The following is a 24,518-nucleotide window of genomic DNA, read 5'->3' as shown; positions in this document are numbered from 1 at the left end:
ATTGGATCGATCTTGTAAGGATCAAGCAGGATGAACCGCAACCGTACTCAAGACCCAAGCAGACGACCATTCTTTTCAATGCCCTGGCTTCCTTGGTGGAGATTGCAGGCTGCTTCACGTTCTTTGGCTTGGCTGCGCCTCGGCAAATCACCCCTATGGCTGATACCGAGGGTGTATCGCTGGCCCTGTTCCCCTACCTGCTAACACTCGTCGAGAGCGATGCCGCCGGCCGGGACCTACGCGGCCTATGGCGGCGTCTACATCATCGCCTGCATCGACTGGCTCTGGGCCGCGGAGGGGATATGACTGGAACGATGGGATCTCACAGGAGGTGCCGCCTGCCTCCTGGGAGCGGCTCTCATCCTGCTCGGGCCACGTACCTGAAATCGCTCCCGATTTCCGGCCTTTTTCACCGGAAAAGCAGCCGTCAAATCCTTGCAGAACAAAGGGTGAAACCCCATATTCCTCCTATGGTTACCACCCTTGCAACATCCCTGTTGAGGCCGGCCCGGAACGCTCCCGTCGAGGAGCGGATCGAGGGCGCTTGGCACGTCTATCCGCTCGATGCGGCACTGGAGCTCGACTATGTGGACCAGGCCGGCAATGCGACCCGGCGCTGGGTGCTGGCGCGCGAGCTGAAAGTCGGTCCGGGCAAAATGCTCTTAGGCGGCATCGACATCCTGCTGGACGACGGTTACCGAGGCTTTCGGGTCGACCGGATCCAGCGCCTGGAAGATGCGGAGACCGGGTTCGTGGTCGAGCACAACATCCTCGACTGGCTCATGAAGCTCGCCGAACGGCAGGCTAAGGCGCGTAAAAAACACCTCGCCCGCATGCAGGCGGGGGCCTGACCCTCGGCTTAACCCTCTTCTGCGACAGAAAAGCCGAACCGGCTCCGTCGCCTCCCGTCTCCCTTGTGCCACCCTGCCCTTTCTGCAACATAGTCTCATAACAATGTTGCGTTGAGGGGATGGGGTGGCCCAGCGATCCTTGTTCCGGCCGCAGGCCGTGACGGCGGCCACGGGCGAGCACTCGTCCGTGTCGCTGCCTGTTGCGCCCCTCTCCTGGCAGCTCCTCGGCGGCTTCATCCTCGCGTGCGTCGCAGTCGTGGTGCTTTTCCTCGGCACGGCCGAGTACGCCCGCAAGGAGACCGCGGGCGGCTCCCTCGTGGCCGCGGGCGGGGCTGTACGCGTCAGCGCGCTCCGCGGGGGCGTGGTGACGGACCTTGCGGTCAAGGAGGGCGACCGGGTGGCGGCCGGCCAGCCGCTCTTCACCGTGGCCTCGCGCCAGGGACTCGAGGCGGGCGGCACCCTCGATGCGGCAGTCCTCGCTTCTCTCGACACCCAGACCCGGGTGCTGAAGGACCAGCTCGCGGCGGATCCCGCCCGAATGGCGAACGAGATCCGGCGCCTCGACGCGACCATAGCGTCCGTGACGGCCGAGCGGGATGCGCTCATCGTCCAGCGCAGGCTCATGGCCGAGCGCGTGCAGGTGACCGAGGAGCGACGCAAAACCATCGCGCGGCTTGCGGAACAGGGCCACACCACCCGCGCCACCCTGCAGGAGCAGGACGAGGCCCTGCTCTCCCGGCGCCAAACTCTTGCCGAGATCGACCGGGACCTGGCCGCGGCCGAGAAGAGCTTAAGCCAGACGCAGCTTCAGCGCGAGCAGCTGCCCGTCCAGCAGGCCGAGCGCCTGGCGCAGCTCCGGTTGAACCTCGCCGATCGGGAACGGCAGCGCGCCGAGGTGCAGGCACAGCGGGCGCAGGTGATCGCCGCGCCTCTTGCCGGGCGGGTCACGGCCCTGCAGGTTGCGCCGGGCCAGATCGTCGATGCCAACAAGCCCCTGCTCACCCTGCTGCCTGACGGCGCAGTTCTTCTCGCGGAGCTGTTCGTGCCGAGCCGGGCCATCGGCTTCGTCGAGCCCGGCCAGCGGGTGCGGCTGATGGTGGATGCCTTTCCGTACCAGCGCTTCGGCACGCTGGGCGGTTCGGTCGAGACCGTCTCGCAGGCGGTGCTCTCGCCCACCGACGTGATCGGCAAGGTGGCGCTTACCGAGCCCGCCTATCGGATGACCGTGCGCCTCGACCGGCAGGCCATCGACGCCTTCGGGCGCGAGGTGCCGCTGCAGCCCGACATGACGCTCAAGGCCGATATCGTGCTGGAGGGCCGTTCCCTCATCGCCTGGCTGTTCGAGCCGCTCATCAGCGTCAGGAGGCGGATGTGAAGTTCTCCGCCTCCCTCGATTATTTCGGCTCCCCTCGCCTGCCGGCGATCATCCAGTCGGAAGCCGCCGAGTGCGGCTTGGCGTGCCTTGCCATGATCGCGACCTATCACGGGCGCGAGGTCGACCTGAATGCGCTGCGCCGCCTGTTCTCCATCTCGCTCAAGGGCGTCACCCTGAAGGACGTGCTGGTCATGGGCCAGCGTCTCGGCATGTCGGGGCGCGGATTGCGGCTCGAGCCGGAGCAGCTGGGGCAGATCAAGCTGCCCTGCATCCTGCATTGGGACATGAACCACTTCGTGGTGCTGAAAGACGTCGGCGCCAGGAAAGTGACGATCCACGATCCGGCGCTCGGCGTGCGCTCTCTCACCCTCGAAGAGCTCGGCCACCATTTCACCGGCATTGCCCTCGAGCTCACGCCGACGCAAGGGTTCGAGCGGAAGAAGGAGACCTCGCGCCTCAGCCTCACCGCCCTCTGGGGCCGGATGCGCGGGATCAAGCGGGCGCTTGCCCAGGCCCTCGTCCTCTCCGCCGTGCTGCAGCTCGTGGTGCTGGCCGCACCCTTCTACATGCAGCTTGCCGTGGACGAAGCGGTGATGAAGGGGGACGGGGGCCTGCTGACGGCACTTGCCCTCGGCTTCGGTCTTCTCATGCTGATCCATATCGGCGCCGATTGGCTGCGCTCCCATGTGCTGCTCTTCTTAGGCGGCGCGCTCAACTTCCAGATGGGTGCCAACCTCTTCCACCATCTGGTGCGGCTTCCCTTGAGCTGGTTCGAGAAGCGCCATATCGGCGATCTCGTCTCGCGCTTCCGCTCGGCGGAGCCGATCCAGCGGCTGATCTCGGAAGGGCTGGTGGCCGCCCTCGTCGACATGGTGATGGCGACGCTGACGCTGGCCATGATCCTGATCTACAGCCCCAAGCTGTCGGGCATCGTGTTCGCGGCGCTTAGCCTCTACGCCGCCTTACGCTTTGCGCTCTATCGCGCCTTGCGCCAGCGGCAGGAGGAGATGATCGAGGCGGCCGCCAAGGAGCAGACCACCTTCATCGAAACGGCCCGCGCCATCCAGAGCATCAAGATCTTCGGCCGCGAAGCCGACAGGGAGGCCGTGTGGCAGAACCGCTATGCCGCCTCGATCAGCCGCACCATCCGCCAGGGCCGCTTCACCATCGGCTTCAAGGCAGCCAACGACCTGATCTACGGCATCGAGAACGTGCTGGTGGTCTGGCTCGGCGCCAAGGCCATCATGGCGAACGACATGACCATCGGGATGCTCTACGCCTTCATGGCCTACAAGGAGCAGTTCCTGACGAAGGCCACCAACCTGATCGAGACCGGCATCCAGTACCGCATGCTCGACCTGCATCTCGACCGCCTCTCCGACATAGCCCTCGCCGAGCCGGAGCAGGACCGCCATGGCGACAGTCTCGTGGCACGCCCGATCGCGGGAGCGGTGGAGCTGAAGGGCGTGAGCTTCCGCTATGCGGATACGGAGCCGGAGGTCCTGTCGGGCGTGGATCTCAAGGTTGAGGCCGGCGAGTTCGTGGCCGTTACCGGCCCGTCCGGCGGCGGCAAGACCACGCTCCTCAAGATCATGCTCGGCCTGTTCAAGCCGCTGGAAGGCGCGGTGCTCATCGATGGCACACCCATTGCGCATTTCGGCACCCAGGCCTTCCGCCAGCAGATCGGCGTGGTGATGCAGGACGATCAGCTCCTGTCGGGCAGCATCGCTGAGAACATCTGCTTCTTCGACACGCGCATCGATCTCGACTGGATGCGGGACTGCGCCAGGGTGGCCGGGATCGACGACGAGATCATGGCCATGCCCATGAACTACAACACGCTGATCGGCGACATGGGCACCACCCTGTCCGGCGGGCAGCGCCAGCGGGTGCTGCTCGCCCGCGCCCTCTACCGCCGCCCGCGCATGCTCTTCATGGACGAGGGCACCTCGCATCTCGACCTCGACAGGGAGCGGGAGGTGAACCGGGCGCTCGCGGAACTGAAGCTCACGCGCATCGTCATCGCCCACCGCCCGGACACGATCCGAGCCGCCGACCGGATCGTGGTGCTGCGCGAGGGCCGGGTCTCCCCACCCATGGACGGTGACGTGCTGACCTTCGCCGATGCGGCACGGCACGCAATGGGCACGACGGGGCTGAGATGAAAAAGGCGCGGCTGTTGAAAGCCGCGCCTTGTCCTTTCCGGCAAGGCCGGAGCCGGATTAGTAGAGAATGACGCGGCGGTCCTTCTTGCCGCCGGCAACCTGAGCCAGTTCTTTCTCGCTCAGCTCGACAATGGCTTTCTTGTCATTCTTCTTATCAGTCTTGATCTGCGTCTTGTTCATGAAGACCCCCTACTGTTCGGGTGCCTTTGCGGCATGTCCCCTGGCCAGAAAGCCAGTGATACATCATAACATTAATTAGGAGTCAATCGGCACGATTTTACCTTACTCGGAAGCATTCGGCGCCGTCGTTGACGACGGACTCGCGGGCTTTTGCCGGATAGGGTATGAACCCCTCATGGACCTGATCACCTCCACCGACGCCTTGGCCGCCGCCTGCAGCCGCCTCAGCCAGCACCCGTTCGTCACCGTCGACACGGAATTCCTGCGCGAGACCACCTACTACCCCAAGCTCTGCCTGATCCAGATGGCGGGCCCCGACCCGGCGGATGCGGTGCTGATCGACCCGCTCGCCGATGGCATGAGCCTGGAGCCGTTCATGGCGCTCATGGCCGACAGGAACGTGGTGAAGGTCTTCCACTCGGCCCGGCAGGATCTGGAGATCATCTGGAATCTCGGGGGCATCGTGCCCGAGCCCCTGTTCGACACCCAGGTCGCCGCCATGGTGTGCGGCTACGGGGACTCGGTGTCCTACGAACAGCTGTCCAACGACCTTGCCAAGGCGAAGATCGACAAGTCGTCCCGCTTCACCGACTGGTCGCGCCGCCCTCTCAGCGATGCCCAGCTCACCTATGCGCTGTCGGACGTCACCCATCTGGTGAAGGTCTATGAGGCTCTCGTGAGCCAGCTGCAGGAGAACGGCCGCCTCGAATGGCTCGGCGAGGAGATGGCTGTCCTCACCTCCCCGGAGACCTATCAGGCCGATCCGGAGAATGCCTGGCGCCGCCTCGCCGGGCGCCTGCGCAAGCCGCGGGAGATCGCCGTGCTGATGGAGATCGCCGCCTGGCGCGAGCGTGAGGCGCAAAGCCGCGACGTGCCGCGCGGGCGCATCCTCAAGGACGACGCGGTGATTGACATCGCCACCTCGGCGCCGCGCAGCGTAGAGGCGCTTGGGCGCCTGCGTACCATCCCCAACGGGTTCGAGCGCTCCCGCACGGGCGGCGAGATCCTCGAGGCGGTCGAGCGGGCGCTCGCCCGCGATCCGGCCACGATCCCCATGCCCGAGCGCAGCCGCGGCCGCAACAACACCGGCTCCGTCGTCGACCTCCTGAAGGTCCTGCTCAAGGCCGTGGCCGAGCAGGAGGGCGTGGCGCCGAAGATCATCGCCACCGTCGAGGAGTTGGAGGCCATCGCCGAGAGCGACGATGCCGACGTGCCCTCGCTCCACGGCTGGCGGCGCAAGCTCTTCGGCGAAAAGGCGCTGGCGCTCAAGAATGGGCAGCTCGGGATGGTGCTGGAGCGCGGGCGGGTGAAGCTCAGGGAGATTGGGGCGACTTAAGGTGCCGGCGGACAGGTGCCCTCACCCGTCATGGCCGTGCTTGTCACGGCCATCCACGTCTTTGCTGCCGTTCCCAGCACTGCAACAGTACCCCAACTGTCATCCCCGCGCAGGCGGGGATCCATAAACACGACATTCGCAAGAGGAATGCGGCGGCTTTCCTCGCGCTTTGATCCGAATCGTCAGCGGTTATGGTTTCCGGGCTCCGCTGCGCGGCCCCGGAATGACAGTGGAGGATGTAGTGCTGGAGAAACGCGGATGCCAGGAACGAGTCCGGTCATGACGGCGGGCAAGGCCGAGGCTTGTCAGAGAAGCCCCTTCAGCCGCAGCAATCCGAGCGATGACACCGTTGCCGCATCCTTGATGCGCCCGTCGGCGATCATCCTGAGGACCTCCGCAACGGGGAATGCGCGGCTCACCATATCCTGCTCGGTCCGTTCGCGCTGGGCTTCCCCCGCCTGAAGCCCCTGGGCGAGATAGATGTGGTAGCCCTGGGTCGAGTAGCCGTAGCACTCGAACAGATGACCCACATGGGTCATGGTGGCAGCCGTCAGCCCCGTTTCCTCGCGCAATTCGGCCCGCGCAAGCTCCAACGGATCGGTCCCGGGCGCATCTTCCCATGAGCCCTGGGGCAGCTCCCAGAAGCGGCCCTGCACGGGATAGCGATATTGCTCCACGAGATGGATCAGGCCATCGTCGAGCGGAACGATGACGGCAAAATCCGCCTTCTCGACGACACCATAGATGCCGGGCGAGCCATCCAGCCGTTCGATGGCATCCTCGCGCACGCGCATCCAGCGGTTCTCGTAGACGATGCGCGACGCCGTGGTCTTGATCTCGGCCATCGCGTCACACGATCTCTATCGATTGTTCCATGTTGAGGAGCTTGCCCAAGCCCCGCATGCGGCCGGTCAGGCGCTCATTGGCGAGCGGCTCCATGTGGGCCGGCAGCTGCAGCACCACCCGGTTGCCGCGGGCAAGAAGCGGCGCATGGGGCAGCACCCCCTCCATGGCAACCGAGACCGGGTAGGCGACGCGCATGAGCGCAGCCAGCAGCCGGGCCCGTTCCATGAGGCGCGGGCCGGCGAGCGTCTTGATGCGCGAACTCACCTTGTCGGGGGAAAGCCCCTCGTGCCGGAAGAAGATCGACAGGGCGAGATAGGCGCGGCCCGGATGGTCGAGCCCGGCGAAGGCTCCATAAGCGATGAGGTTGAGGCTCTGCTCGCCCCGGTAGTCGGGATGTGCGCGCCAGCCGATATCGGCCAACAGACAGGCCGCGCGGCGCAGCCGCGCGTCGTACTCCGTTTCCGGCAGGCCGAGGCTCCGGATGAAGGCTTCCGTCCAAGCGCACAGCTCCTCGCCATGGCGGGGCGAGCGGGAGCGCAGGAGGTTGAGGTCGCTCGCGGCCGCGATGAGCGGATCGCGTTCGCGGGTTTCCGGGTCGAGCTTGTCGAACAGCACGCCCTCGCGGACGCCGAAAGCGGAAATCGCCACCTCCTTGGGCTCACCGAGGCGGATGATCTCCTCCAGCACCATGGCCCCGTAGGCGAGCAGCGGACGGCGGGCTTCCGAAATGCTTTCGATATCCTTCAGCGTCTTCGAATCGGCCTCCTCCACGAGATGCAGGAAGTCGAGGCCATCCTCGGGATCGAGGATGTAGCCGTGCATGACGTGGAGAGGATAATTCTGCGCCGCCTGATGCAGCTTGGCGAGCGCGCGCCAAGTGCCGCCCACGGCATAGAACGTGCGTCCGTGCACGTGTTCCAGATATTCCGGAGCCCGGCCAAGGGCTTCGCGCACGATCTTCTGAGCTTTCTTCAACGAGCCGCCGCTGACGTCCTGCAGGGCAAGGCCGCCGAGGGGCATGGTGATGCCCTGCCCCACCTGCGAGCCGCGCACATCCACCAGCTCCAGGCTGCCGCCGCCCATGTCCCCGACGATGCCGTCCGGCTCATGAAAGCCGGCGATGACGCCAAGGGCCGAGGCCCTCGCCTCCTCGGCACCCGACAGCAGGCTGATCGGCTGACCGCAGGCCTTCGCGGCGGCCTCCAGGAAGGCGGGCCCGTTGGAAGCGTCGCGCGCTGCCGCAGTGGCGAGCACGAACACATCCGACACGTTCATCGTGTCGCACAGAACGCGGAATCGCGCGAGCGCCCGCAGGGCCCGGTCGACGGCCTCCTCGTCGAGGCGGCCGGTGGTTGCCACATGGCGGCCGAGACCGCAGAGGACCTTTTCGTTGTAGATCGGCGTGACGGCGCGGGAGAGACCCTCGTAGGCCACAAGACGCACCGAGTTCGAGCCGATATCGATGATCGCGACCGGGCGTCCGAGCTTGAGCCGTCCCGGAGCCTCGAAGCTGAGGGCCGGCACGCTAGCGCTGCCCGCGCTTGGCGAGCGCTTTGGGGCTGGAGATCTTGAGGGACTTGCCACGGCCTGACAGACTTGGGTTCGTCATGAAATACTTGTGGGCGTTGAATGGTTCCTCGCCCTTGGCGGGCACCACCCGGTGACTCGTTCCGTCGGGTAATACCGTCCAGCTCTGCTCGTTGTCGAGCAGGTTGGCGAGCATAATCTGGTCGAGCACCTGCTGGTGCACGGTGGTGTTGACGATCGGCATCAGCGCCTCGACGCGGCGGTCGAGGTTGCGCGACATGAGGTCGGCGGACGAGATGTACACATGGGCCTTGGGGTTGGGCATCCCATGGCCGTTGCCGAAGGCATAGATGCGCGTGTGCTCCAGGAAGCGCCCGACGATGGACTTCACGCGGATGTTCTCCGACAGCCCCTTGATGCCGGGCCTGAGGCAGCAGATGCCGCGCACGATGAGGTCGATCTGCACGCCGGCAGCAGATGCATCGTAGAGCGCGTCGATGATGTCGGGATCGACCAGCGAGTTGCACTTGCCCCAGATTGCGCCAGGCCGTCCCGCCTTGGCGTGTGCCACCTCCTCGTCGATGTGCTGAAGGAGCCGCTTCTTGAGAGTGAGCGGCGACACCGCCATGCGCTCCAGCTCCGCCGGCTCCGCATAGCCGGTGACGAAGTTGAAGATGCGCGACACGTCGCGTCCGATCACCGGATCGGCGGTGAAGTAGGAGAGATCCGTGTAGATGCGCGCTGTGATCGGGTGGTAGTTGCCCGTGCCCACATGGCAATAGGTGATGAGCTGGCTGCCCTCGCGGCGCACGACCATGGACAGCTTGGCGTGGGTCTTCAGCTCGATGAATCCGAACACGACCTGAGCGCCCGCGCGCTCCAGGTCGCGCGCCCAGCGAATATTGGCCTCCTCATCGAAGCGCGCCTTGAGCTCCACGAGCGCCGTGACGGACTTTCCGGCTTCCGCCGCTTCTGCGAGGGCCGCCACGATGGGCGAGTCGGACGAGGTGCGGTAGAGCGTCTGCTTGATCGCCACCACGTTCGGATCGCCCGCCGCCTGGCGCAGGAACTGCACCACGGCATCGAAGGATTCGTAAGGATGGTGGACGATGATGTCCTTCTCGCGGATGGCCGCGAAGCAATCGCCGCTGTGCTCGCGGATGCGCTCGGGAAAGCGCGGGTTGTACGGCTTGAACTTGAGGTCGGGGCGCTCGAGGGCCACGAGCTGCGACAGGTCGCGCAGGCCCATCATGCCCTCGACGACGAAGACCTCGTCGTTCGAAACCTCGGATTCGTCGGCCACGAAGAGGCGCAGGTCCTCGGGCATGGCCGCCTCGACCTCGAGGCGGATGACGCTGCCGCGGCGGCGCTGCTTGAGGGCCGTCTCGAACAGGCGCACCAGATCCTCGGCCTCTTCCTCGACTTCGATGTCGGAGTCGCGGATCACACGGAAGGCGCCCTGCCCCTGCACGTCGTAACCGGGGAAAAGCCTGCTCGTGAAGAGCACGATCATCTGCTCGAGGGCGATGAAGCGGGTGGCGCCGGTCTCGGCGAAATCCGGAAGCCGGACGAAGCGCTCGCCCCGTGACGGCAGACGGATCAGGGCGTTCAGCACCTTGCCGTCGCTCTGGCGCACCAGCTTCAGGGCGATGGAGGAGCCGAGGTTCGGGATGAACGGGAACGGATGCGCCGGATCGATGGCAAGCGGCGTGAGCACCGGGAAGACGTGGTTGAGGAAGTAATCCTCGAGCCATGAGGTCTCCGCCTTCGTCAGCCCTGTCCCCTCCACGAGGATGATGCCCTCCTCCAGCAGAGTGTCGCGCAACTCGCGCCAGCGCCGCTGCTGGTCGGAGGCGAGGTGCGAGACCGCGGTGGAGATCTTGCTCAGCTGCTCCTGGGGCGAGAGCCCATCCTGGGACACAGTCGCCACGCCGGAGCGCACCTGACCGCGCAGGCCCGCGACACGGACCATGAAGAACTCGTCCAAGTTCTCTGCCGAGATCGAGAGAAAGCGCAGCTGCTCCAGGAGCGGGTGATGGCTGTTTGAAGCCTCTTCCAGCACCCGCCGGTTGAACTGCAGCCAGGACAGCTCGCGGTTGATGAAGCGCTGGGGGAACTTCCGCAGGGCCGCACCGTCGAACTCGATATCCGGCGGGGCCTTCGGCAGCGGAGCCTCGCTGACGGTCTCCACCTCTTTTAGGGCAAACGCGCTACGCACCTCGGTCTCCGCCGTTTCCTTCTTCGACGTCCGTTTTGCTCTGGGCTTCGTGACGGTTTCACGACGGTTCGACAACAGGGCGTTGGTGTCTGGCTTCACTCGTTCTCATCCGTTTCCTGCGCGGCTCCAAGGATCTCGGCCGCGATCGCCCGCGAGACGCGCCGGCCCCGGCTCAGAGCCTCCCGGTCGAGGAGAGCCACGATTTCGGAGGCCTTGGCGAGCGAGCGTTCGATCCGCAGAGCAATATAGTCGACAACGGAGGTATCGACCACGAGTTGCCTGTCGACGAAGAGCTTTACCAGCACCGCCTTGAGGAGGGCATCGTCCGGCGCATCCAGGGCGACGCTGGGCGCCAGCCGCAGGCGGGACAGGAGATCGGGCGTTCTGAGAGACCAGCGGTCGGGAGGTGTCTCGCAGGTGATGAGAAGGGACGCCTTCCTCTCCCGAGCCAGGTTCAGGAGATGGAACAGGGCCGCCTCGTCGCGCTCCCCCCTGTCCATGTCCTCGATGGCGAGCGCCCCGTTCGAGACGAGATGCGGGACCTTGTCGTGGGTGATGGCCGCGGCATCGACGGTCCAAGCATGGGCGCTCGTCGCCCAGATGGAGGCCAGATGGCTCTTGCCGCTGCCGCGGGGGCCAACGAGCACGAGGATCGTGTCCGGCCAGTCGGGCCAGCTCTCGATCAGGCCATAGGCCTGCTCGTTGGAGGGGCTGACAAGGAAGTCCTCGGCCCCGAAACGCGGATCGAGGGGAAGATCGAAGGCCAGCTGCTTGGGGGCATCACGCATCGAGATCGGCCTTCTGGTCGATCTCGATGCGGGGATTGAGGATCACCGGGTCCGTGCCCCGGTAGAGCGGGCTTGCCAGGTACTGGCGCAGGGCAAAGCGGGCGATGACCCCGATAGCCGCCGCGAGGGGGACCGCCAGCAGCAGGCCGACGAAGCCGAAGAGCGCGCCGAAGGCCACCAGGGCGAACATGAGCCAGACGGGATGCAGGCCGACGGATTCGCCCACCAGCTTCGGCGAGAGGATGTTGCCCTCCACGAACTGGCCGAAGATGAAGATGCCGAGCGTCGCGGCAATCATGGTCCAGTCCGGCCAGAACTGCACGATGGCGACGCCCACCGACAGGATAAGGCCGGTGAGCGAGCCCACATAGGGGATGAAGCTCAGGATGCCCGCCGTCATGCCGATCAGGCCGCCGAAATTGAGGCCGATCAACGCGAGGCTGACCGCATAGAAGGTGCCGAGGATGAGGCACACGAGGGCCTGCCCGCGCACGAAGCCGGCAATCGCCCGGTCGATGTCACGGGCGATGTAGCGGATCGTGTCCCGGTGACGCGTCGGCATCCAGGAATCCACCGTCCTGACCATGCGGTCCCAGTCGACGAGCATGTAGAAGGCCACCACCGGCGTCACCACAAGCAGGGAGAAGATGCCGATCAGGGCCTGCCCGCCGGACCAGAGCCCCTGCAGGAAGGTGGTCATCCAGGCAATGCCCTGGCTGATCAGGTTGCCGACGGACGGGGGCGCGGCCGGAAGCACCTCCTCAATGCCGAGCCGCCGGACGAGCGGGCCGAGCTGCTCGGCCCCGAGCTCCTGAAGCCGTGCCACGTAGCCGGGCAGCCTCTCCACGAATGCGCCTACCTGCTGGGCCGCGAAGGGCACCAGGATCATCAGGGCGACGATGAAGACCAGCACGAAGAGGACGAGGATCAGCAGGCTGGCGCCCAGACGCCCGATCCCGATCTTCTGCATCCGGTCGGCCAGGGGGTCCAGCAGATAGGCGAGCGCAAAGCCGGCCACGAAGGGCAGCAGAATGCCGCGCAGCACGAACAGCAGCAGCACCGCGACGACCAGCGCCGCAATCCAGAACCCGATCTGCCGTTGGACCGTCATCGGCTCCCCATACCTTATCTTTCCGGCCTTCAGGTGGTCATGTGCCTGAGCCAGCCCCCGAGATAGGCACCGGCCGAGGCTACGGTCAAGGTGGCCACCAGAAGCATGGCGACATCCTCGAGCCCGGCGAGCTCCGCCCCGAAGGCATTGGCGGCGAGCGCGAAGGCCGCGAAGGCGATCTGGGCGCCCGTATTCAGCTTGCTCACAAGGAGCGGCTTGATCTCGACCGGGCGGCTCATGACCCACGACAGGAGCACGGCCGCCACGATCATCACGTCCCGGGACACCACGATGATGGCAAGCCAGCTCGGGATCGCCCCGACGACGGCCAGCGTCACGTAGATCGAGACGAGGAGCGCCTTGTCGGCGATGGGATCGATATAGGCCCCGAACTCGCTCCTCATGTCGAACCGGCGGGCGATGAACCCGTCGACGGCATCCGATATCCCGGCCACCACGAACAGGACGAAGGCCGCGACCCACCGCTGCTGCATGATCATGACGATCACGATAGGCACGATGATGAGGCGGCCGATGGTGATGATGTTCGGAATGGTCATCGGATCCCGATGATGGACGCTCGGGGGGCGGAGTTCAATCCGGGCGTTTGCGAGTGGGGATAATGGGTATTCTTTGTGGTCATTTCGGACGGCAAAGCCGATCCGGGATCGCGTGCAGGATGTAGCTCGGGTCTCCCTCTCCCTGAGGGAGAGGGTCGGGGTCAGGGGTTACAGATCTATCCGGAGCGGACACTAACCCCTCACCCGGACCTCCGGTCCGACCTCTCCCACCGGGAGAGGTGAAGAGGAGCCGCACTCGTCCAACGATCCCGGATCTCCGCTGCGCTTCGTCCGGGATGGCGGTGGAGCCACAATTCGGACCATGCAAAACCCCTTGCCTCCCGCCCCCGCCCGCCTTACTGCCCACCCAACACGGGGTGAGCCATGACGACCGAGAAGCAGACGAACGGCCTGACCTATGCCCAAGCGGGCGTCGACATCGATGCGGGCAACGCCATGGTCGACCAGATCAAGCCCCTGGTGCGATCCACGCGCCGTCCCGGTGCGGACGCGGAGATCGGGGGTTTCGGCGGGCTGTTCGACCTCAAGGCCGCGGGCTTCAAGGACCCGATCCTGGTTGCTGCCAATGACGGGGTCGGCACCAAGGTGAAGATCGCCATCGACACGGGCATTCATGACACCATCGGCATCGACCTCGTGGCCATGTGCGTCAACGACATCATCGTGCAGGGCGCCGAGCCTCTGTTCTTCCTTGATTACTTCGCCACCGGAAAGCTCTCGCCCGAGGTCGGCGTCCATATCGTCAAGGGCATCGCCGAGGGCTGCCTCCAGGCCGGCTGTGCGCTGATCGGCGGCGAGACCGCCGAGATGCCCGGCCTCTATGCCAAGGGCGACTACGATCTTGCGGGCTTCGCGGTGGGGGCCGCCGAGCGCGGCACCCTGCTGCCGAAGAGCGTGACCGTCGGCGACGTGCTGATCGGCCTGCCCTCCTCCGGGGTTCATTCCAACGGCTTCTCCCTGGTGCGCCGGATCGTGGAGCATTCGGGCCTCGCCTGGGATGCACCCGCTCCCTACGCACCGGGCAAGACGCTGGCCCAGGCCCTGCTGGAGCCGACCCGGATCTACGTGAAGGCCCTGCTGGAGGTTTTGAAAGGCGGCGAAGGCATCAACGCGCTCTGCCACATCACCGGCGGCGGCTTCCCGGACAACATCCCGCGCGTCCTGCCCGACGGCGTCGGCGTGCGCCTCGACCTCGATGCCATCGCTGTCCCGCCCGTCTTCGGCTGGCTCAGCCGAACCGGTGGCGTGGCGGAGGCCGAAATGCTGCGCACCTTCAACTGCGGTATCGGCATGATCGTAGTGGCGAGCGCGGCTCAGGCGGACGCCGTCATTGAGCGACTGTGCCAGGCGGGCGAGAACCCGGTTCGCATCGGCGAAACGATTGCGCACACGGGCGGCGAGCGCGTGCAGAATTCGGGCTCCCTGAAGCTCTGATGTCCCGCCGCGTCGCCATCCTGATATCGGGCCGCGGCTCGAACATGGTCTCGCTGATCGAGGCGGCGAGCGCTGCGGACTTTCCGGCCGAGATCGCCCTCGTGCTCTCGAACCGCCCCGGTGCGGAGGGATTGGCGTGGGCGAAGGCGGCCGGGATCGCGACGCTTGCCATCGATCACAAGGCCTTTCCCGACCGGGAGAGCTTCGACCGGGCGCTCGATGCCGCGCTGCGCGATCACGACATCGCCTGCGTCTGCCTTGCCGGCTTCATGCGGGTGCTCACCGACTGGTTCGTGGAGCGCTGGGCCGGGCGAATGATCAACATCCATCCCTCCCTCCTGCCCCTCTATCGCGGCACGCAGACCCATCGACGGGCCTTGGAAGATGGCGTTCTGGTGCATGGCTGCACGGTGCATTTCGTGGTGCCGGAGCTCGATGCCGGCCCCATCATCGCCCAGGCGGTCGTGCCGGTCGTGCCGGGCGATACCGAGGAGAGCCTGGCAGCACGTGTGATCGTGCAGGAGCACCGGATTTATCCTCAGGCGCTGCGGATGATCTGCGAAGGCACGGCACGGCTGGAGAATGGACGGGTTCTGTTCGCGCGCGGCTGGAATGCAGACGGCGCGCTGCATTCGCCGGCCGAGGCAGCGCGCAACGGATTGCAATGAGCGATTGACACATGCCCGCAACGGGCGTGGAATCCCAGGTGCTGGGGTGGCCTCTTTGACGGGAGGAAGCCATGAAATCGCTTAACCGTCGCCAGACCTTGCTCAACATTGCCGTAGCGTCTGTTGTTCTTCCAGTCGCACCTGCCGCCGCGCAAACCTCCGGCTCAACCGAAAGCCGGGAAATCGCCCCAGGGGTTCGTCGCGTAGACTACTCGAAGCGCGAGACGATGATCCCGAACTACAAAACGGTCTCGATGCGCGACAACATCTATCAGCCCGGCGCGAGCACCAGCGGTGCGAGCATGGGCAACGACATGGTCTGCCACATGCTCGAAGGCGAGTTGACCGTGGACACTGGATCCGGCGACACCCTCTACAAAAAGGGCGACGTATGGTCCTGCGCCAAGAACATGCCGGAGCGCAGCAGAAACACCGGCACCACGGTGGCCATCATGCGCGTAATCGACCTGCTGCCGGGGTAAAACCGGGCTCGACAGCCCCCATGCCTCAACAAAAAAGGCCGGGATCAACCCGGCCCTTCTGCATCGCGATCGATGATGTGGCTAGATCTGCGGCCGTGGCAGCTTGCAGGCGTCGAGAGCCGTGAGCGCCTTTGCGCGCGCAGTCTCGTTGAATACGCCGGTGTCGCGATAAGCCTGGACCTCGTCGGCATTCAGGGAGCGCATGGTGCGGCCCGCATAGCAGCCACAGGCCCGGTTCAGTGAGGATTCGCTGGCCTCGCTCTGGAGCTTCGCCTGCGTGATGGCGCAGGCCTGGCTCACGCGGGCTCGAAGCTGACCGATGCTTTCGGTCTTCAAGGCCGGATCGGGCTGGTACTGGGTGGGCATGTTGGAGGCGGCCGCATGGGCGGCGGTCGCGCTCAAGGAGACGGCAGCTGCGACGAGCAGCGCACGGACGGTCGAAATCATGGATAGCTCCCCAGAGATGAAATCACGTTCGGCGTTTAAGAATAGGCTTGGCCGTTCAGGATCAAGAGGAAGCGGCAAACAGGCTTAAGGAGATCTGACCGCACCTTTCCAGAGACCCTTGCCCTGCCTCATCCTGAGAGCCTGTCTGGAAATCCACCTGCTCCGTCATCACCGGCCATGTGCCGGTGATCCCGATTATATTGAGCGCCGTGCTCATCGGATCGGGATGGCCGGGACAAGCCCGGCTATGACGAAGAGGGTGTTTTTAGGTTCAGCCGACGAGCGCCTCGGGGCGGTGGTGCTTGCGCGCCACCGGCGGCTCCAGGGACGGGTCGAGTTCAGCCTTTTCCAGCGCCACCCGGTTGTCGTGGAACGCGGCTCCGCCATAGGGCGCCACCTGATCGCCGCCGGTGAGCGTGTTGATGCCGCGCCCATACGGGTGGGCGGCGTTGGGCCAGATGCCCTCGGCAATCAGCACGCCGCGCCGCACCCCGTCGAAGAGCTTGGCGCGAAGATAGACCTCGCCGCGATGGTTCTTCAGCTTCACCCAGTCGCCTTCGACAATGCCCTGCGGTTCGGCATCGCGCGGGTGGATCATCACCTCGGGCCGCCGCTCCTTATCCAGCGAGGTCGGCGTCTCGGTGAAGCTGGAGTTGAGGAAGTTGCGGGCCGGGCTCGTGGCGAGGCGGAACGGGTGCTCCTCGGTGGCCGCTTCGATCACGCCCCAATGATCGGGCAAGGCCGGCATGCTGGCCCAGGGGCCCATGGGGCCGTTGTTCGAGGACGGAATTTTCGTCCAGTCCGGCTTGAAGCGGAACTTGCCGTCCGGATAGGCGAAGCCTTGCAAGAAATGCGCCTCCTCGAAGGGCGGCTGCGCATCGACGTGAACCTGCGCCTCGAGGTTTTCGAGCGAACCCCTGCCCGAATTCTGCAGCGTCCAGTCGATGATTTCCCGCGGCTCCATGGCAAAGCCGCGATGCTCTGCGCCGAGGCGCCAGGCCAGCCCGCGGAAGACCTCGTGGTTCGAGCGGCACTCGCCCGGCGGGTCGATGAGCTTCGGGCCAACCTGGAAATGCTGGTGGCCGCCGGCGGAATAGAGGTCGTCGTGCTCCATGAACATGGTCGCGGGCAGCACGATGTCGGCCATCAGGGCCGTCTCGGTCATGAACTGCTCGTGGACGCAGACGAAGAGATCGTCGCGCATGAAGCCCTGCTTCACCAACTCCTGCTCGGGCGCAACGGAGACCGGGTTGGTGTTCTGGATCAGCATGGCCTTGACCGGCGGGCCGTTGTAGAGGGCCTGCGCGTCGCCGGTCAGCACGCGGCCGATCTGCGACTGGTCGAGAATGCGGATCGACGGATCGATGGCGTCTTGCCCCTCGATCAGGGCCTTGTTCCAGCGATAGATGCCGCTGTTGGAATGAAGCGCCCCGCCGCCCTCGTATTGCCAAGCGCCCGTGACGGCCGGAATCGACAGGGCAGCATGCATGTTGACCACGCCGTTGCGCTGCCGCCCGAAGCCGAAGCCCAGGCGGAAATAGGTGCGCTTTGTGGTGCCCACGAGCTTGGCGAAGGCTTCGATCTCCTCCACCGACAGGCCGGTGATGGCCGAGGCCCAGGCCGGATCGCGGGTCTTGAGGTGCTCCTCCAGCTCGCGCGGATAATCGGTATAGCGCTCAAGATAATCCCAGTCGGCATAACCGTCGCGGAACAGCACGTGCATCACCGCGCAGGCGAGCGCTCCGTCGGTGCCGGGCCGGACGAGCAGCGCCATGTCGGCCTGCTTCATGGTGGCGTTGTCGTAGATGTCGATGGCGACGATCTTGGCGCCGCGTTCCTTGCGGGCCTTCATGGCGTGGGTCATCACGTTGACCTGGGTGTGAACCGCGTTGGTGCCCCAGATCACGATGCAGTCGGAGACCGCCATCTCGCGCGGATCCGCACCCCGCAGGTGGCCGGTGCCGGCCACATATCCGGTCCAGCTCATGGCCGTGCAGATGGTGGAATACTGACCGGAATACTTCTTCACATGCCGCAGGCGGTTGATGCCGTCGCGCATCACGTAGCCCATCGTGCCGGCATAGTAGTAGGGCCAAACGGATTCAGAGCCGAACTCCTGCTCGGCTTCCAGGAATTTTTGGGCCACGATGTCCAGCGCCTCGTCCCAGGAGATGCGCTCGAACTGGCCGGAACCCTTCGGGCCCGTGCGCCGCATCGGATAGAGCAGCCGGTCCGGGTTGTGGATGCGCTCCGCATAGCGGGCGACCTTGGCGCAGATCACGCCCGCCGTGTAGCTGTTGGACTTGGCCCCGTGCACGCGGCCGATACTGCGCCCGTCGATCACCTCCACCTCGAGGGAGCAGACGGAGGGGCAATCGTGCGGGCAGACCGAGGCGCGGCGTTCGATGCGGGGAGCTTGGTTCATGGTGGGCGCATGATGAGGGAAACGGCTGAAAATGAAAAGGCACCTGATCTTCCCTCCCCCTTGCGGGGAGGGAGGCCGCGCAGCGGCCGGGTGGAGGTCGCAAAGTCATAGCGCTGCGCTCAATCATAGCGTCAACGCTGTTACCACGTCATCACCGGCCCTGTGCCGGTGATCCCGATTGGAAAAGGGCTACGCCTCACCGTATCGAGATGGCCGGGACAAGCCCGGCCATGACGTAGTGGGTTTAACGGAAAGGTCTCACCCGGTCGGACCACCCCCACCCCTGCCCCTCCCCACAAGGGGGAGGGAGGGAGCGCGTACCGGCCGCTCAACAAAAAAGGCCGCCTCGAGGGCGGCCTGATCATAGCCAAAGGCCAGTCGGAGCTTAGCCCACGATCTCGTTGCCCGAGAAGAACTGGGCGATCTCGATCTTGGCGTTGTCCTGGCTGTCGGAGCCATGGACCGAGTTCTCGCCTATCGACTTGGCGTAGAGCTTGCGGATGGTGCCCTCGGCGGCGCTCTCCGGGTTGGTGGCGCCCATGATCTCGCGGTAGCGGAGCACGGCGTTCTCACCTTCCAGAACCTGCACGACGACCGGGGCGGAGATCATGAAGTCCACAAGTTCGCCGAAGAAGGGGCGTTCCTTATGGACAGCGTAGAAGGTCTCGGCCTCGCGGCGGCTCATGAGGATGCGCTTCTGGGCGACGATCCGCAGGCCGGCCTTTTCGATGACTGCGTTGACCGCGCCGGTGAGGTTACGCTCGGTCGCGTCGGGCTTGATGATGGAGAAGGTGCGCTCGATAGCCATGACAACTCGCTTCTATTTGTTGGGGAAATGGTGAAGTGGGGCGCTTATAGCGGTGAGCCCCCTGGGCCTCAAGCGCCTTTTGACACGGCCCGCTTGGAAAGCTTAACCGCCTCCCCTAGTCTCTTCCTGGATCGGTCCGATGAAGACCGGCAGACAGGGAGTTCCCAATGAAACAAACCATTCTCGCCCTCGGCCTCGTCACGCTCGCCCTTCCGGCCTCCGCCCAGCCGGCGGACCCGAGCGGCACATACTTGAGCGAAACCGGCGAGACCAGGGTGCGCATCGCCCGATGCGGCGGCGCCTATTGCGGCACCATCATCTCCGTCCAGGGCGAGGCCAAGGACGTGAACAACCCGGACCCGAAGCTGAAGGGACGCAATCTGGTCGGAATCCAGATGATCTCCAACATCCAGCCCGCCGCAGAGGGCTTCACGGGCCAGCTCTACAACTACAAGGACGGTAAGACCTATAACGGCAAGATGAACTTTGCCGGCGGCAAGGCCATGCAGCTCTCCGGCTGCGTCTTCGGCGGCCTGATCTGCCGCTCGCAGACCTGGGCGAAGGTGAATTGACGGCCCGAGAGCGGCCTCACTCCCTTCGCGTCATGGCCGGGCTCGTCCCGGCCATCCATATCTTCAATCATGTTTGAGACATGCATCCCCGGAACAAGTTCGGGGATGACGACTGTAATCGCTAGCGCGCCTTCTGGCCGAACAGCACGGCCTGCACGGCCGGGTCCGTGAGGTCGGTCTTGTTGCGGTCCTCGGAGCTGACCTTGATACCGCGCAGGACCGCCGGGCGGGCGAGCATCGTCCCGAGCCAGCGCTTCACGTGCGGGAAGTCCTCGATGTTCTGGCCCTGGCGTTCCCAGAGCTTCGCCCAAGGGGCGATGGCCATGTCGGCAATGGAGTACTCGCCGGCCACGAACTCCCTGTCCGCGAGGCGCGTGTTCAGCACCCCGTAGAGCCGGTTGGTCTCGTTGGTGTAGCGGTCGATGGCGTAAGCCACCTTTTCCGGCGCGTAGATGCGGAAATGGTGCGCCTGTCCGAGCATGGGGCCGAAGCCGCCCATCTGCCAGAACAGCCATTGATCGACCTCGACGCGCTGCCGCTCGTCCTGGGGATAGAACCGGCCTGTCTTGCGGCCGAGATACTGCAGGATGGCGCCGGACTCGAACACGGAGATCGGCTCACCCCCCGGCCCGTCATGATCGACGATGGCCGGCATCTTGTTGTTGGGGGAGATGCTCAGGAATTCCGGCTTGAACTGATCGCCCTTGCCGATGTTCACCGGGTGGATCGCATAGGGCAGCCCGCATTCCTCGAGCATGATGGTGATCTTCCACCCGTTCGGGGTGGGCCAGTAATAGAGATCGATCGGTTGCTGGGCGGAAGCCGCCATTGGAATGCCTCTCCTGGGTGAAGACAAGGATCCGTGACAGGACGTTAGGACAAAAGATCGGAGCTGACACCCTCGCCTGCAACGAAAAAATCGGCGGGAGCGTGCATGGCAGCCAGACGGGGCTTGCATGTTACACAGCTTCGATTCAAACATGTTATAACATTTAGAATACTGCTGGGGGTGATTCGATGATGAACCGACTTGTGAGCTCCGTCCTTGCCGCTGGGGCAGTCGTTGCTTTGGCGGGGGCCGTGCAGGCTGCCGAGACCAAGCCGAGGAAGGAGCCGAGCGCTGCCCAGGTGGCTGCCCGCGAGCGCATGAGCAAGTGCAGCCTCGAGTGGAAGGAAGCCAAGGCCGGTGGCAAAGTCGCCAAGGACATGAAGTGGCCGAAGTTCTGGAGCGACTGCAACAAGCGCCTCAAGGAAGGCACGAAGGCCTGAGCAGCCGAGACATCCCGCACGAACAGGAGGTCTTCGTGAACTGGCTTTCCCGCATCATCACCAAGCAGGCCGCTCCCGCGGGGAAAGCCGTACCACCCCAGCAGGCCCTCTTGATCCGCCTCGATGGGGCGTCGCTCCCCCGGGCCATCTACGAGGAGTACGGCCTCTCGGATTTCGAGAGCCAGCTTGAGGTTGCCCTTGGCGGACACGGCGAAATCGACGGCCATGCCATCGGAGCGACCGATACGATCATCTATCTCTACGGCCGGGATGCGGAGGCGATGTACCGTGCCGTGGAGCGGATTCTGAAGACCCATCCCCTCGCCCAGAACGCGAGCGTGACGATCCGCAAAGGCCCACCCGGCACCGCGCGGCATGAGATCTACACGCTGAATTGACGGCTCCGAAGGTCTTCAGAGCTTCTTCTTGAAGCCTTCGTGGCTGCGGGAGAAGCCGAGGCGCTCGTAGAAGCGGTGGGCGTCTCCACGGGTCTTGTTGGAGGTGAGCTCCATGGCGCGGGCGCCGTGGCTGCGGGCGTGGTCTTCCGCGAAGGTCATCATCCTGGCACCGATGCCCGACGAGCGGCGCGCGGCCTTCACCTTCACGCTCTCCACCTTCACCCGCAGGGCACCCCGACCGGTGAGATTGGGAATGAAGGTGAGCTGGAACGTGCCGACGACCTCATTGCCGTCGACTGCTACGAACAGCTGGTTTTCGGGGCTGCGTTGAATAGCACCGAAAGCTGCCTCATAGGCGGGACGGGTCTCAGGCGACCAGGCATCGCCATGGGAGCCCAGCTCGTCCTCCTCGTGCAGGCGGATGATCGCTTCGAGATCCTCTGCCCATGCCTCGCGGATCAGGAGATTGCTCATGCGGCCTCGCGGGATTCAGACGGCAGCAGGTCTGTCGGGCGCTTGAACCCGGGCAGCGCTTCGAATCGCTTCAACCACGCAGTGACATTGCCGTAGGGCGCGAGATCGACTGCCGCGTCGGATGCATAGACGAGAACGCCGTAGACATCAATGTCGGCGATGGTCGGGTTCTCGCCCACGATCCAGTCGCGGCCCGACAGATGCCTGTCGAGGGTCTTGAGCGCCAGGGCCGCATTGGCCGCGCAGAGCTCGAGGGTCTCCTCTCCGCCCTTGAAGAACCCGGCACGGATGCCGCGGGAGCGGTAGATGGATGGCGCCAGGCGGTCGAAATCCCAGTAGAGCCATTCGCGGGTCTGGAGGCGCTCGTCGAGGGTCGCGCCTCCGAATCTGCCAAGAGTGTCGGCGAGATATTCCAGGATCGCCGCCGACTGGCACAGATGGCGACCGCTGTTGCGATCGACGAGAAGCGGCACCTGCCCGTAGCGCTGCTTGGCGAGATAGGGCGGCTGCTTGTGCTCCCCGGCCGCGAGGTTCACGTGCACATAATCGAAGGGCTCACCGGCGAGTGACAGCATCAAACCGACCTTATGGGTCGGGCCTGAGAGAAAGACGCCGTTGAGTTCGAACCGTGCCGGCATGAGAAGTCCCTGAAGCCATGGAGTTTCCGCAACCCTAGACGGAGCTTTTCGAACAGAAAAGAACCCTTGGTGAAAGATCTGTGATCTGGCGCAGGGCACGGCAAAACGATATGACAGCGCGGTAACTATGACGGTCGCACCGGCTCGATCGCCAGGAGGTCTTGGTGCGCGTCACGGACATCAGCTTCTTCATCTCTCTCTTCTTCGCCCGCCTGGCGGATCAGATGCTGCTGTTCCTAGTCCCCCTGGTGGTGTTCAAGACGACGCAGAGCGCAGCCCTGTCGGGGCTGGCCTTCTTCATTGAGACTCTGCCGCGCTACCTGCTGTTTTCCGTCTGCGGGATCCTCTGCGATCGCCGGTCGCCGGTGTTTCTTCTGATCATCAGCCAGCGCTTCCGCCTTCTCACCTGCGCCGTGGGCGTCGCCGGACATGAGCTACTTGGCGGCATCGGCTGGCTGATCGCTCTCTCGGCCCTCTGCGGGATTCTTTCGACTCAAGGGTTTCTCGCCCGGGAGGTGATGCTGCCGCAAATCTTCAGGCATCAGCGGTTCGAGAAGGTCCTGTCCTACTCGCAGCTGGGCGATCAGCTCGGTATGGTGATCGGTCCGATATTGGCAGCAGCCCTGCTCGGCGTGTGGCCCTGGCAGATCGTGGTCGGCATCACGGCGTTCCTTTTCCTGCTGGCGGATCTGGGCCTCACCTTTTGGCATCGCTCGAGCCGGGTCGAACTCGCGCAGCCGGAAGCCGCCCATGACAGCTGGACCGCCCCTTTCCGGATTGCCTTCAAGCACCTCTGGCATTTGCCGGGGCTGAGAAACGCCGCTGCTCTGGCAGCCGGTCTGAACTTCGTCTTCGGTGTGACGCTGGCCACATCGGCCGCGATGGTGACTGGCATCCATGGGCAGACCGAGCAGAGCTACGCGCTCCTGCAGACCGCCAGTGCCGTCGCAACCATCGTAATCCTGACCTTCCTTGCCCACGTCATCATCCCCTTGAGGGCAATGGGCGCCGTTGCCTACACGGCCATCTTCATCGGCGGCTTGTTGACGGCCATCGGCTCCGAATACTGGATCTATGCGGCAGGCTTCATCCTCGTCCTCGGCTTCGACAAGATGTTCACCGTCTACATCAGGAGCCTGCGCCAGAAGATCATTCCGCAGAAGGATTTCGGCAAGACCACGGGGGTGATGATCACCATCAACAACCTGTCGCAGCCCCTTGCCGGGCTGCTGGTTGGCGTGTTCTCGGGCCCGGGAAGTCTGGGCTTGGTGATCGGCGGCATCTCGCTTGTGATGGGTGCGATCGGGGTTATCGTCGCCATAAGTGCGGCACCTGTTCTCAAGCAGGCGAACAGATAGGAGAACCTATGCCCAGCATGGAACGTGAGCGGAAGCTCCTGCAGCAAAGCGTGGCGATCGTCGCCGCCATTCCAGTGGCAACCGGGCTCTACGGCGTCCTATTCGGACAGGCGCTGACGGGCGATGCGGTGAGCATCTCGGCGGAGAGCCATTTCCGCTTCCTGTCCGGCCTGCTGCTGGGCATCGGCCTCTGCTTCTGGAGCACCCTGCCGTCCATCGAGATCCATACGGGCCGCTTCAGGCTTCTGACGCTGCTCGTGGTCATCGGCGGTTTGGGTCGGCTCGTTGGCCTCGGCCTCACCGGACTCCCATCACTCTTCATGATCGGCGGCCTTATCGTCGAGCTGATCGTCGCGCCGGCCCTGTGTCTCTGGCAGACGCGGGTTGCCAACCGCTACGCGGAGGAGCACGGGGTGGCGGACGCTTAGGACCTCCACAGGCCGGATCAAGGATGGGGCTCAGGAATCCCGTGACGCCTGCTGAGCACGCTTAGAGCGTGCAGCGGTTGCGTGGAATCGGGATAGCTGACTCCATAGGGCTGGTTGTGGTCGGCCGGGAGGCGTCCTA

General features: G+C 64.8%; 25 protein-coding genes and 1 pseudogene. 13 read left to right on the top strand and 13 right to left on the bottom strand.

All coding sequences use genetic code 11. The features are described 5' to 3' along the window. The first annotated feature begins 68 nt into the window (after positions 1-68). The 4 genes and pseudogenes from AC0QTX_RS17295 (at position 69) to AC0QTX_RS17280 (ending at position 4,391) form a co-directional block, all read left to right on the top strand. Positions 69-384, top strand: a pseudogene (locus AC0QTX_RS17295) (YnfA family protein). 86 nt (positions 385-470) lie between these two features. Beyond that, on the top strand, positions 471-851 hold the full coding sequence (locus AC0QTX_RS17290) for a hypothetical protein (protein WP_474605054.1): 381 nt from the start codon (positions 471-473) through the stop codon (positions 849-851). A 124-nt stretch (positions 852-975) separates the two neighbouring features. Next, positions 976-2,226: a beta-barrel domain-containing protein gene (locus tag AC0QTX_RS17285; protein WP_474605053.1), complete on the top strand. Its 1,251-nt coding sequence runs from the start codon at positions 976-978 to the stop codon at positions 2,224-2,226. Continuing rightward, a complete protein-coding gene (locus AC0QTX_RS17280; protein WP_474605052.1) occupies positions 2,223-4,391 on the top strand; it encodes a peptidase domain-containing ABC transporter in 2,169 nt (722 codons plus the stop codon). Before AC0QTX_RS17285 ends, AC0QTX_RS17280 begins: the two co-directional genes overlap by 4 nt. Positions 4,392-4,448: 57 nt before the next feature. On the opposite strand, the gene AC0QTX_RS17275 is transcribed toward AC0QTX_RS17280, so the two are convergent. Further along, complete coding sequence (locus tag AC0QTX_RS17275; protein WP_474605051.1) at positions 4,449-4,571, bottom strand: bacteriocin; 123 nt, start codon at positions 4,569-4,571, stop codon at positions 4,449-4,451. Positions 4,572-4,746: 175 nt separating this feature from the next. Here AC0QTX_RS17275 and rnd point away from each other — a divergent pair, with 175 nt between their 5' ends. Next, the gene (gene rnd, locus AC0QTX_RS17270) at positions 4,747-5,907 is read left to right on the top strand and encodes a ribonuclease D (protein WP_474605050.1); all 1,161 of its coding nucleotides are present in this window, start codon (positions 4,747-4,749) and stop codon (positions 5,905-5,907) included. Positions 5,908-6,212: 305 nt separating this feature from the next. Here the strand turns inward: rnd and AC0QTX_RS17265 are convergent, their stop codons facing one another. The 6 genes from AC0QTX_RS17265 to AC0QTX_RS17240 all read right to left on the bottom strand — a co-directional run bounded on the left by AC0QTX_RS17265 (position 6,213) and on the right by AC0QTX_RS17240 (position 12,957). Beyond that, positions 6,213-6,752: an NUDIX domain-containing protein gene (locus AC0QTX_RS17265; RefSeq protein ID WP_474605049.1), complete on the bottom strand. Its 540-nt coding sequence runs from the start codon at positions 6,750-6,752 to the stop codon at positions 6,213-6,215. 4 nt (positions 6,753-6,756) lie between these two features. Then, a complete protein-coding gene (gene ppx, locus AC0QTX_RS17260; RefSeq protein ID WP_474605048.1) occupies positions 6,757-8,277 on the bottom strand; it encodes an exopolyphosphatase in 1,521 nt (506 codons plus the stop codon). A gap of 1 nt (position 8,278) precedes the next feature. Next, a complete protein-coding gene (locus AC0QTX_RS17255) occupies positions 8,279-10,447 on the bottom strand; it encodes an RNA degradosome polyphosphate kinase (protein ID WP_474605099.1) in 2,169 nt (722 codons plus the stop codon). A gap of 146 nt (positions 10,448-10,593) precedes the next feature. Next, a complete protein-coding gene (locus AC0QTX_RS17250) occupies positions 10,594-11,286 on the bottom strand; it encodes a P-loop NTPase family protein (RefSeq protein ID WP_474605047.1) in 693 nt (230 codons plus the stop codon). Continuing rightward, entirely contained in the window at positions 11,279-12,397 is a 1,119-nt protein-coding gene (locus AC0QTX_RS17245) for an AI-2E family transporter (protein WP_474605046.1), read from the bottom strand. Before AC0QTX_RS17245 ends, AC0QTX_RS17250 begins: the two co-directional genes overlap by 8 nt. 29 nt (positions 12,398-12,426) lie before the next feature. Next, positions 12,427-12,957: a CDP-alcohol phosphatidyltransferase family protein gene (locus AC0QTX_RS17240; RefSeq protein ID WP_474605045.1), complete on the bottom strand. Its 531-nt coding sequence runs from the start codon at positions 12,955-12,957 to the stop codon at positions 12,427-12,429. A 384-nt stretch (positions 12,958-13,341) separates the two neighbouring features. On the opposite strand from AC0QTX_RS17240, the gene purM reads away from it, so the two are divergent. From purM to AC0QTX_RS17225, 3 genes are all read left to right on the top strand, one after another. Beyond that, a complete protein-coding gene (gene purM / locus AC0QTX_RS17235) occupies positions 13,342-14,412 on the top strand; it encodes a phosphoribosylformylglycinamidine cyclo-ligase (protein ID WP_474605044.1) in 1,071 nt (356 codons plus the stop codon). Further along, entirely contained in the window at positions 14,412-15,080 is a 669-nt protein-coding gene (gene purN / locus AC0QTX_RS17230) for a phosphoribosylglycinamide formyltransferase (protein ID WP_474605043.1), read from the top strand. Before purM ends, purN begins: the two co-directional genes overlap by 1 nt. A gap of 71 nt (positions 15,081-15,151) precedes the next feature. After that, positions 15,152-15,562, top strand: a complete 411-nt coding sequence (locus tag AC0QTX_RS17225; RefSeq protein WP_474605042.1) for a cupin domain-containing protein — start codon at positions 15,152-15,154, stop codon at positions 15,560-15,562. Positions 15,563-15,643: 81 nt separating this feature from the next. Here AC0QTX_RS17225 and AC0QTX_RS17220 read toward each other — a convergent pair whose 3' ends face one another. From AC0QTX_RS17220 to ndk, 3 genes are all read right to left on the bottom strand, one after another. Further along, positions 15,644-16,009: a hypothetical protein gene (locus AC0QTX_RS17220; RefSeq protein WP_474605041.1), complete on the bottom strand. Its 366-nt coding sequence runs from the start codon at positions 16,007-16,009 to the stop codon at positions 15,644-15,646. Positions 16,010-16,280: 271 nt separating this feature from the next. Further along, the gene (locus tag AC0QTX_RS17215; protein ID WP_474605040.1) at positions 16,281-18,434 is read right to left on the bottom strand and encodes a molybdopterin-containing oxidoreductase family protein; all 2,154 of its coding nucleotides are present in this window, start codon (positions 18,432-18,434) and stop codon (positions 16,281-16,283) included. Between the two features lie 385 nt (positions 18,435-18,819). Continuing rightward, on the bottom strand, positions 18,820-19,242 hold the full coding sequence (gene ndk / locus AC0QTX_RS17210) for a nucleoside-diphosphate kinase (protein WP_196264062.1): 423 nt from the start codon (positions 19,240-19,242) through the stop codon (positions 18,820-18,822). A 167-nt stretch (positions 19,243-19,409) separates the two neighbouring features. Here ndk and AC0QTX_RS17205 point away from each other — a divergent pair, with 167 nt between their 5' ends. Further along, positions 19,410-19,814, top strand: coding sequence for a DUF2147 domain-containing protein (locus tag AC0QTX_RS17205; RefSeq protein WP_474605039.1), 405 nt, complete (start codon positions 19,410-19,412; stop codon positions 19,812-19,814). A 121-nt stretch (positions 19,815-19,935) separates the two neighbouring features. Here AC0QTX_RS17205 and AC0QTX_RS17200 read toward each other — a convergent pair whose 3' ends face one another. Continuing rightward, positions 19,936-20,643 (bottom strand): glutathione S-transferase N-terminal domain-containing protein, encoded by a 708-nt coding sequence (locus AC0QTX_RS17200; RefSeq protein WP_474605038.1) that lies wholly within the window; start codon positions 20,641-20,643, stop codon positions 19,936-19,938. A gap of 188 nt (positions 20,644-20,831) precedes the next feature. Here AC0QTX_RS17200 and AC0QTX_RS17195 point away from each other — a divergent pair, with 188 nt between their 5' ends. Further along, the gene (locus tag AC0QTX_RS17195) at positions 20,832-21,083 is read left to right on the top strand and encodes a hypothetical protein (protein WP_474605037.1); all 252 of its coding nucleotides are present in this window, start codon (positions 20,832-20,834) and stop codon (positions 21,081-21,083) included. Positions 21,084-21,118: 35 nt separating this feature from the next. Beyond that, positions 21,119-21,481 carry a hypothetical protein gene (locus AC0QTX_RS17190; RefSeq protein ID WP_474605036.1) on the top strand — a complete coding sequence of 121 codons (363 nt, stop codon included), beginning with the start codon at positions 21,119-21,121 and terminating at the stop codon, positions 21,479-21,481. 15 nt (positions 21,482-21,496) lie between these two features. On the opposite strand, the gene AC0QTX_RS17185 is transcribed toward AC0QTX_RS17190, so the two are convergent. Together AC0QTX_RS17185 and AC0QTX_RS17180 are read right to left on the bottom strand one after the other, a co-directional pair. After that, positions 21,497-21,955 carry a GNAT family N-acetyltransferase gene (locus tag AC0QTX_RS17185; RefSeq protein WP_474605035.1) on the bottom strand — a complete coding sequence of 153 codons (459 nt, stop codon included), beginning with the start codon at positions 21,953-21,955 and terminating at the stop codon, positions 21,497-21,499. Then, on the bottom strand, positions 21,952-22,593 hold the full coding sequence (locus tag AC0QTX_RS17180; RefSeq protein WP_474605034.1) for a glutathione S-transferase family protein: 642 nt from the start codon (positions 22,591-22,593) through the stop codon (positions 21,952-21,954). Before AC0QTX_RS17180 ends, AC0QTX_RS17185 begins: the two co-directional genes overlap by 4 nt. A gap of 164 nt (positions 22,594-22,757) precedes the next feature. On the opposite strand from AC0QTX_RS17180, the gene AC0QTX_RS17175 reads away from it, so the two are divergent. Together AC0QTX_RS17175 and AC0QTX_RS17170 are read left to right on the top strand one after the other, a co-directional pair. After that, a complete protein-coding gene (locus tag AC0QTX_RS17175) occupies positions 22,758-23,951 on the top strand; it encodes an MFS transporter (RefSeq protein ID WP_474605033.1) in 1,194 nt (397 codons plus the stop codon). Positions 23,952-23,968: 17 nt separating this feature from the next. Further along, a complete protein-coding gene (locus AC0QTX_RS17170) occupies positions 23,969-24,379 on the top strand; it encodes a DUF4345 domain-containing protein (protein WP_474605098.1) in 411 nt (136 codons plus the stop codon). The last annotated feature ends 139 nt before the right edge of the window (positions 24,380-24,518 follow it).

The sequence above is a fragment of the Microvirga sp. jy35 genome, from assembly GCF_056148915.1.
The sequence above is the reverse complement of the archived record's forward strand: the minus strand, read 5'-3'. Positions and strand labels throughout refer to the sequence as shown.

Coding starts and splice junctions, on each gene's coding strand:
- AC0QTX_RS17290 (WP_474605054.1), top strand. CDS start 471: ATGGTTACCACCCTTGCAACATCCCTGTTGAGGCCGGCCCGGAACGCT.
- AC0QTX_RS17275 (WP_474605051.1), bottom strand. CDS start 4,571: ATGAACAAGACGCAGATCAAGACTGATAAGAAGAATGACAAGAAAGCC.
- rnd (WP_474605050.1), top strand. CDS start 4,747: ATGGACCTGATCACCTCCACCGACGCCTTGGCCGCCGCCTGCAGCCGC.
- AC0QTX_RS17265 (WP_474605049.1), bottom strand. CDS start 6,752: ATGGCCGAGATCAAGACCACGGCGTCGCGCATCGTCTACGAGAACCGC.
- AC0QTX_RS17250 (WP_474605047.1), bottom strand. CDS start 11,286: ATGCGTGATGCCCCCAAGCAGCTGGCCTTCGATCTTCCCCTCGATCCG.
- AC0QTX_RS17245 (WP_474605046.1), bottom strand. CDS start 12,397: ATGACGGTCCAACGGCAGATCGGGTTCTGGATTGCGGCGCTGGTCGTC.
- AC0QTX_RS17240 (WP_474605045.1), bottom strand. CDS start 12,957: ATGACCATTCCGAACATCATCACCATCGGCCGCCTCATCATCGTGCCT.
- purM (WP_474605044.1), top strand. CDS start 13,342: ATGACGACCGAGAAGCAGACGAACGGCCTGACCTATGCCCAAGCGGGC.
- purN (WP_474605043.1), top strand. CDS start 14,412: ATGTCCCGCCGCGTCGCCATCCTGATATCGGGCCGCGGCTCGAACATG.
- AC0QTX_RS17225 (WP_474605042.1), top strand. CDS start 15,152: ATGAAATCGCTTAACCGTCGCCAGACCTTGCTCAACATTGCCGTAGCG.
- AC0QTX_RS17220 (WP_474605041.1), bottom strand. CDS start 16,009: ATGATTTCGACCGTCCGTGCGCTGCTCGTCGCAGCTGCCGTCTCCTTG.
- AC0QTX_RS17215 (WP_474605040.1), bottom strand. CDS start 18,434: ATGAACCAAGCTCCCCGCATCGAACGCCGCGCCTCGGTCTGCCCGCAC.
- ndk (WP_196264062.1), bottom strand. CDS start 19,242: ATGGCTATCGAGCGCACCTTCTCCATCATCAAGCCCGACGCGACCGAG.
- AC0QTX_RS17205 (WP_474605039.1), top strand. CDS start 19,410: ATGAAACAAACCATTCTCGCCCTCGGCCTCGTCACGCTCGCCCTTCCG.
- AC0QTX_RS17200 (WP_474605038.1), bottom strand. CDS start 20,643: ATGGCGGCTTCCGCCCAGCAACCGATCGATCTCTATTACTGGCCCACC.
- AC0QTX_RS17195 (WP_474605037.1), top strand. CDS start 20,832: ATGATGAACCGACTTGTGAGCTCCGTCCTTGCCGCTGGGGCAGTCGTT.
- AC0QTX_RS17185 (WP_474605035.1), bottom strand. CDS start 21,955: ATGAGCAATCTCCTGATCCGCGAGGCATGGGCAGAGGATCTCGAAGCG.
- AC0QTX_RS17180 (WP_474605034.1), bottom strand. CDS start 22,593: ATGCCGGCACGGTTCGAACTCAACGGCGTCTTTCTCTCAGGCCCGACC.
- AC0QTX_RS17170 (WP_474605098.1), top strand. CDS start 23,969: ATGGAACGTGAGCGGAAGCTCCTGCAGCAAAGCGTGGCGATCGTCGCC.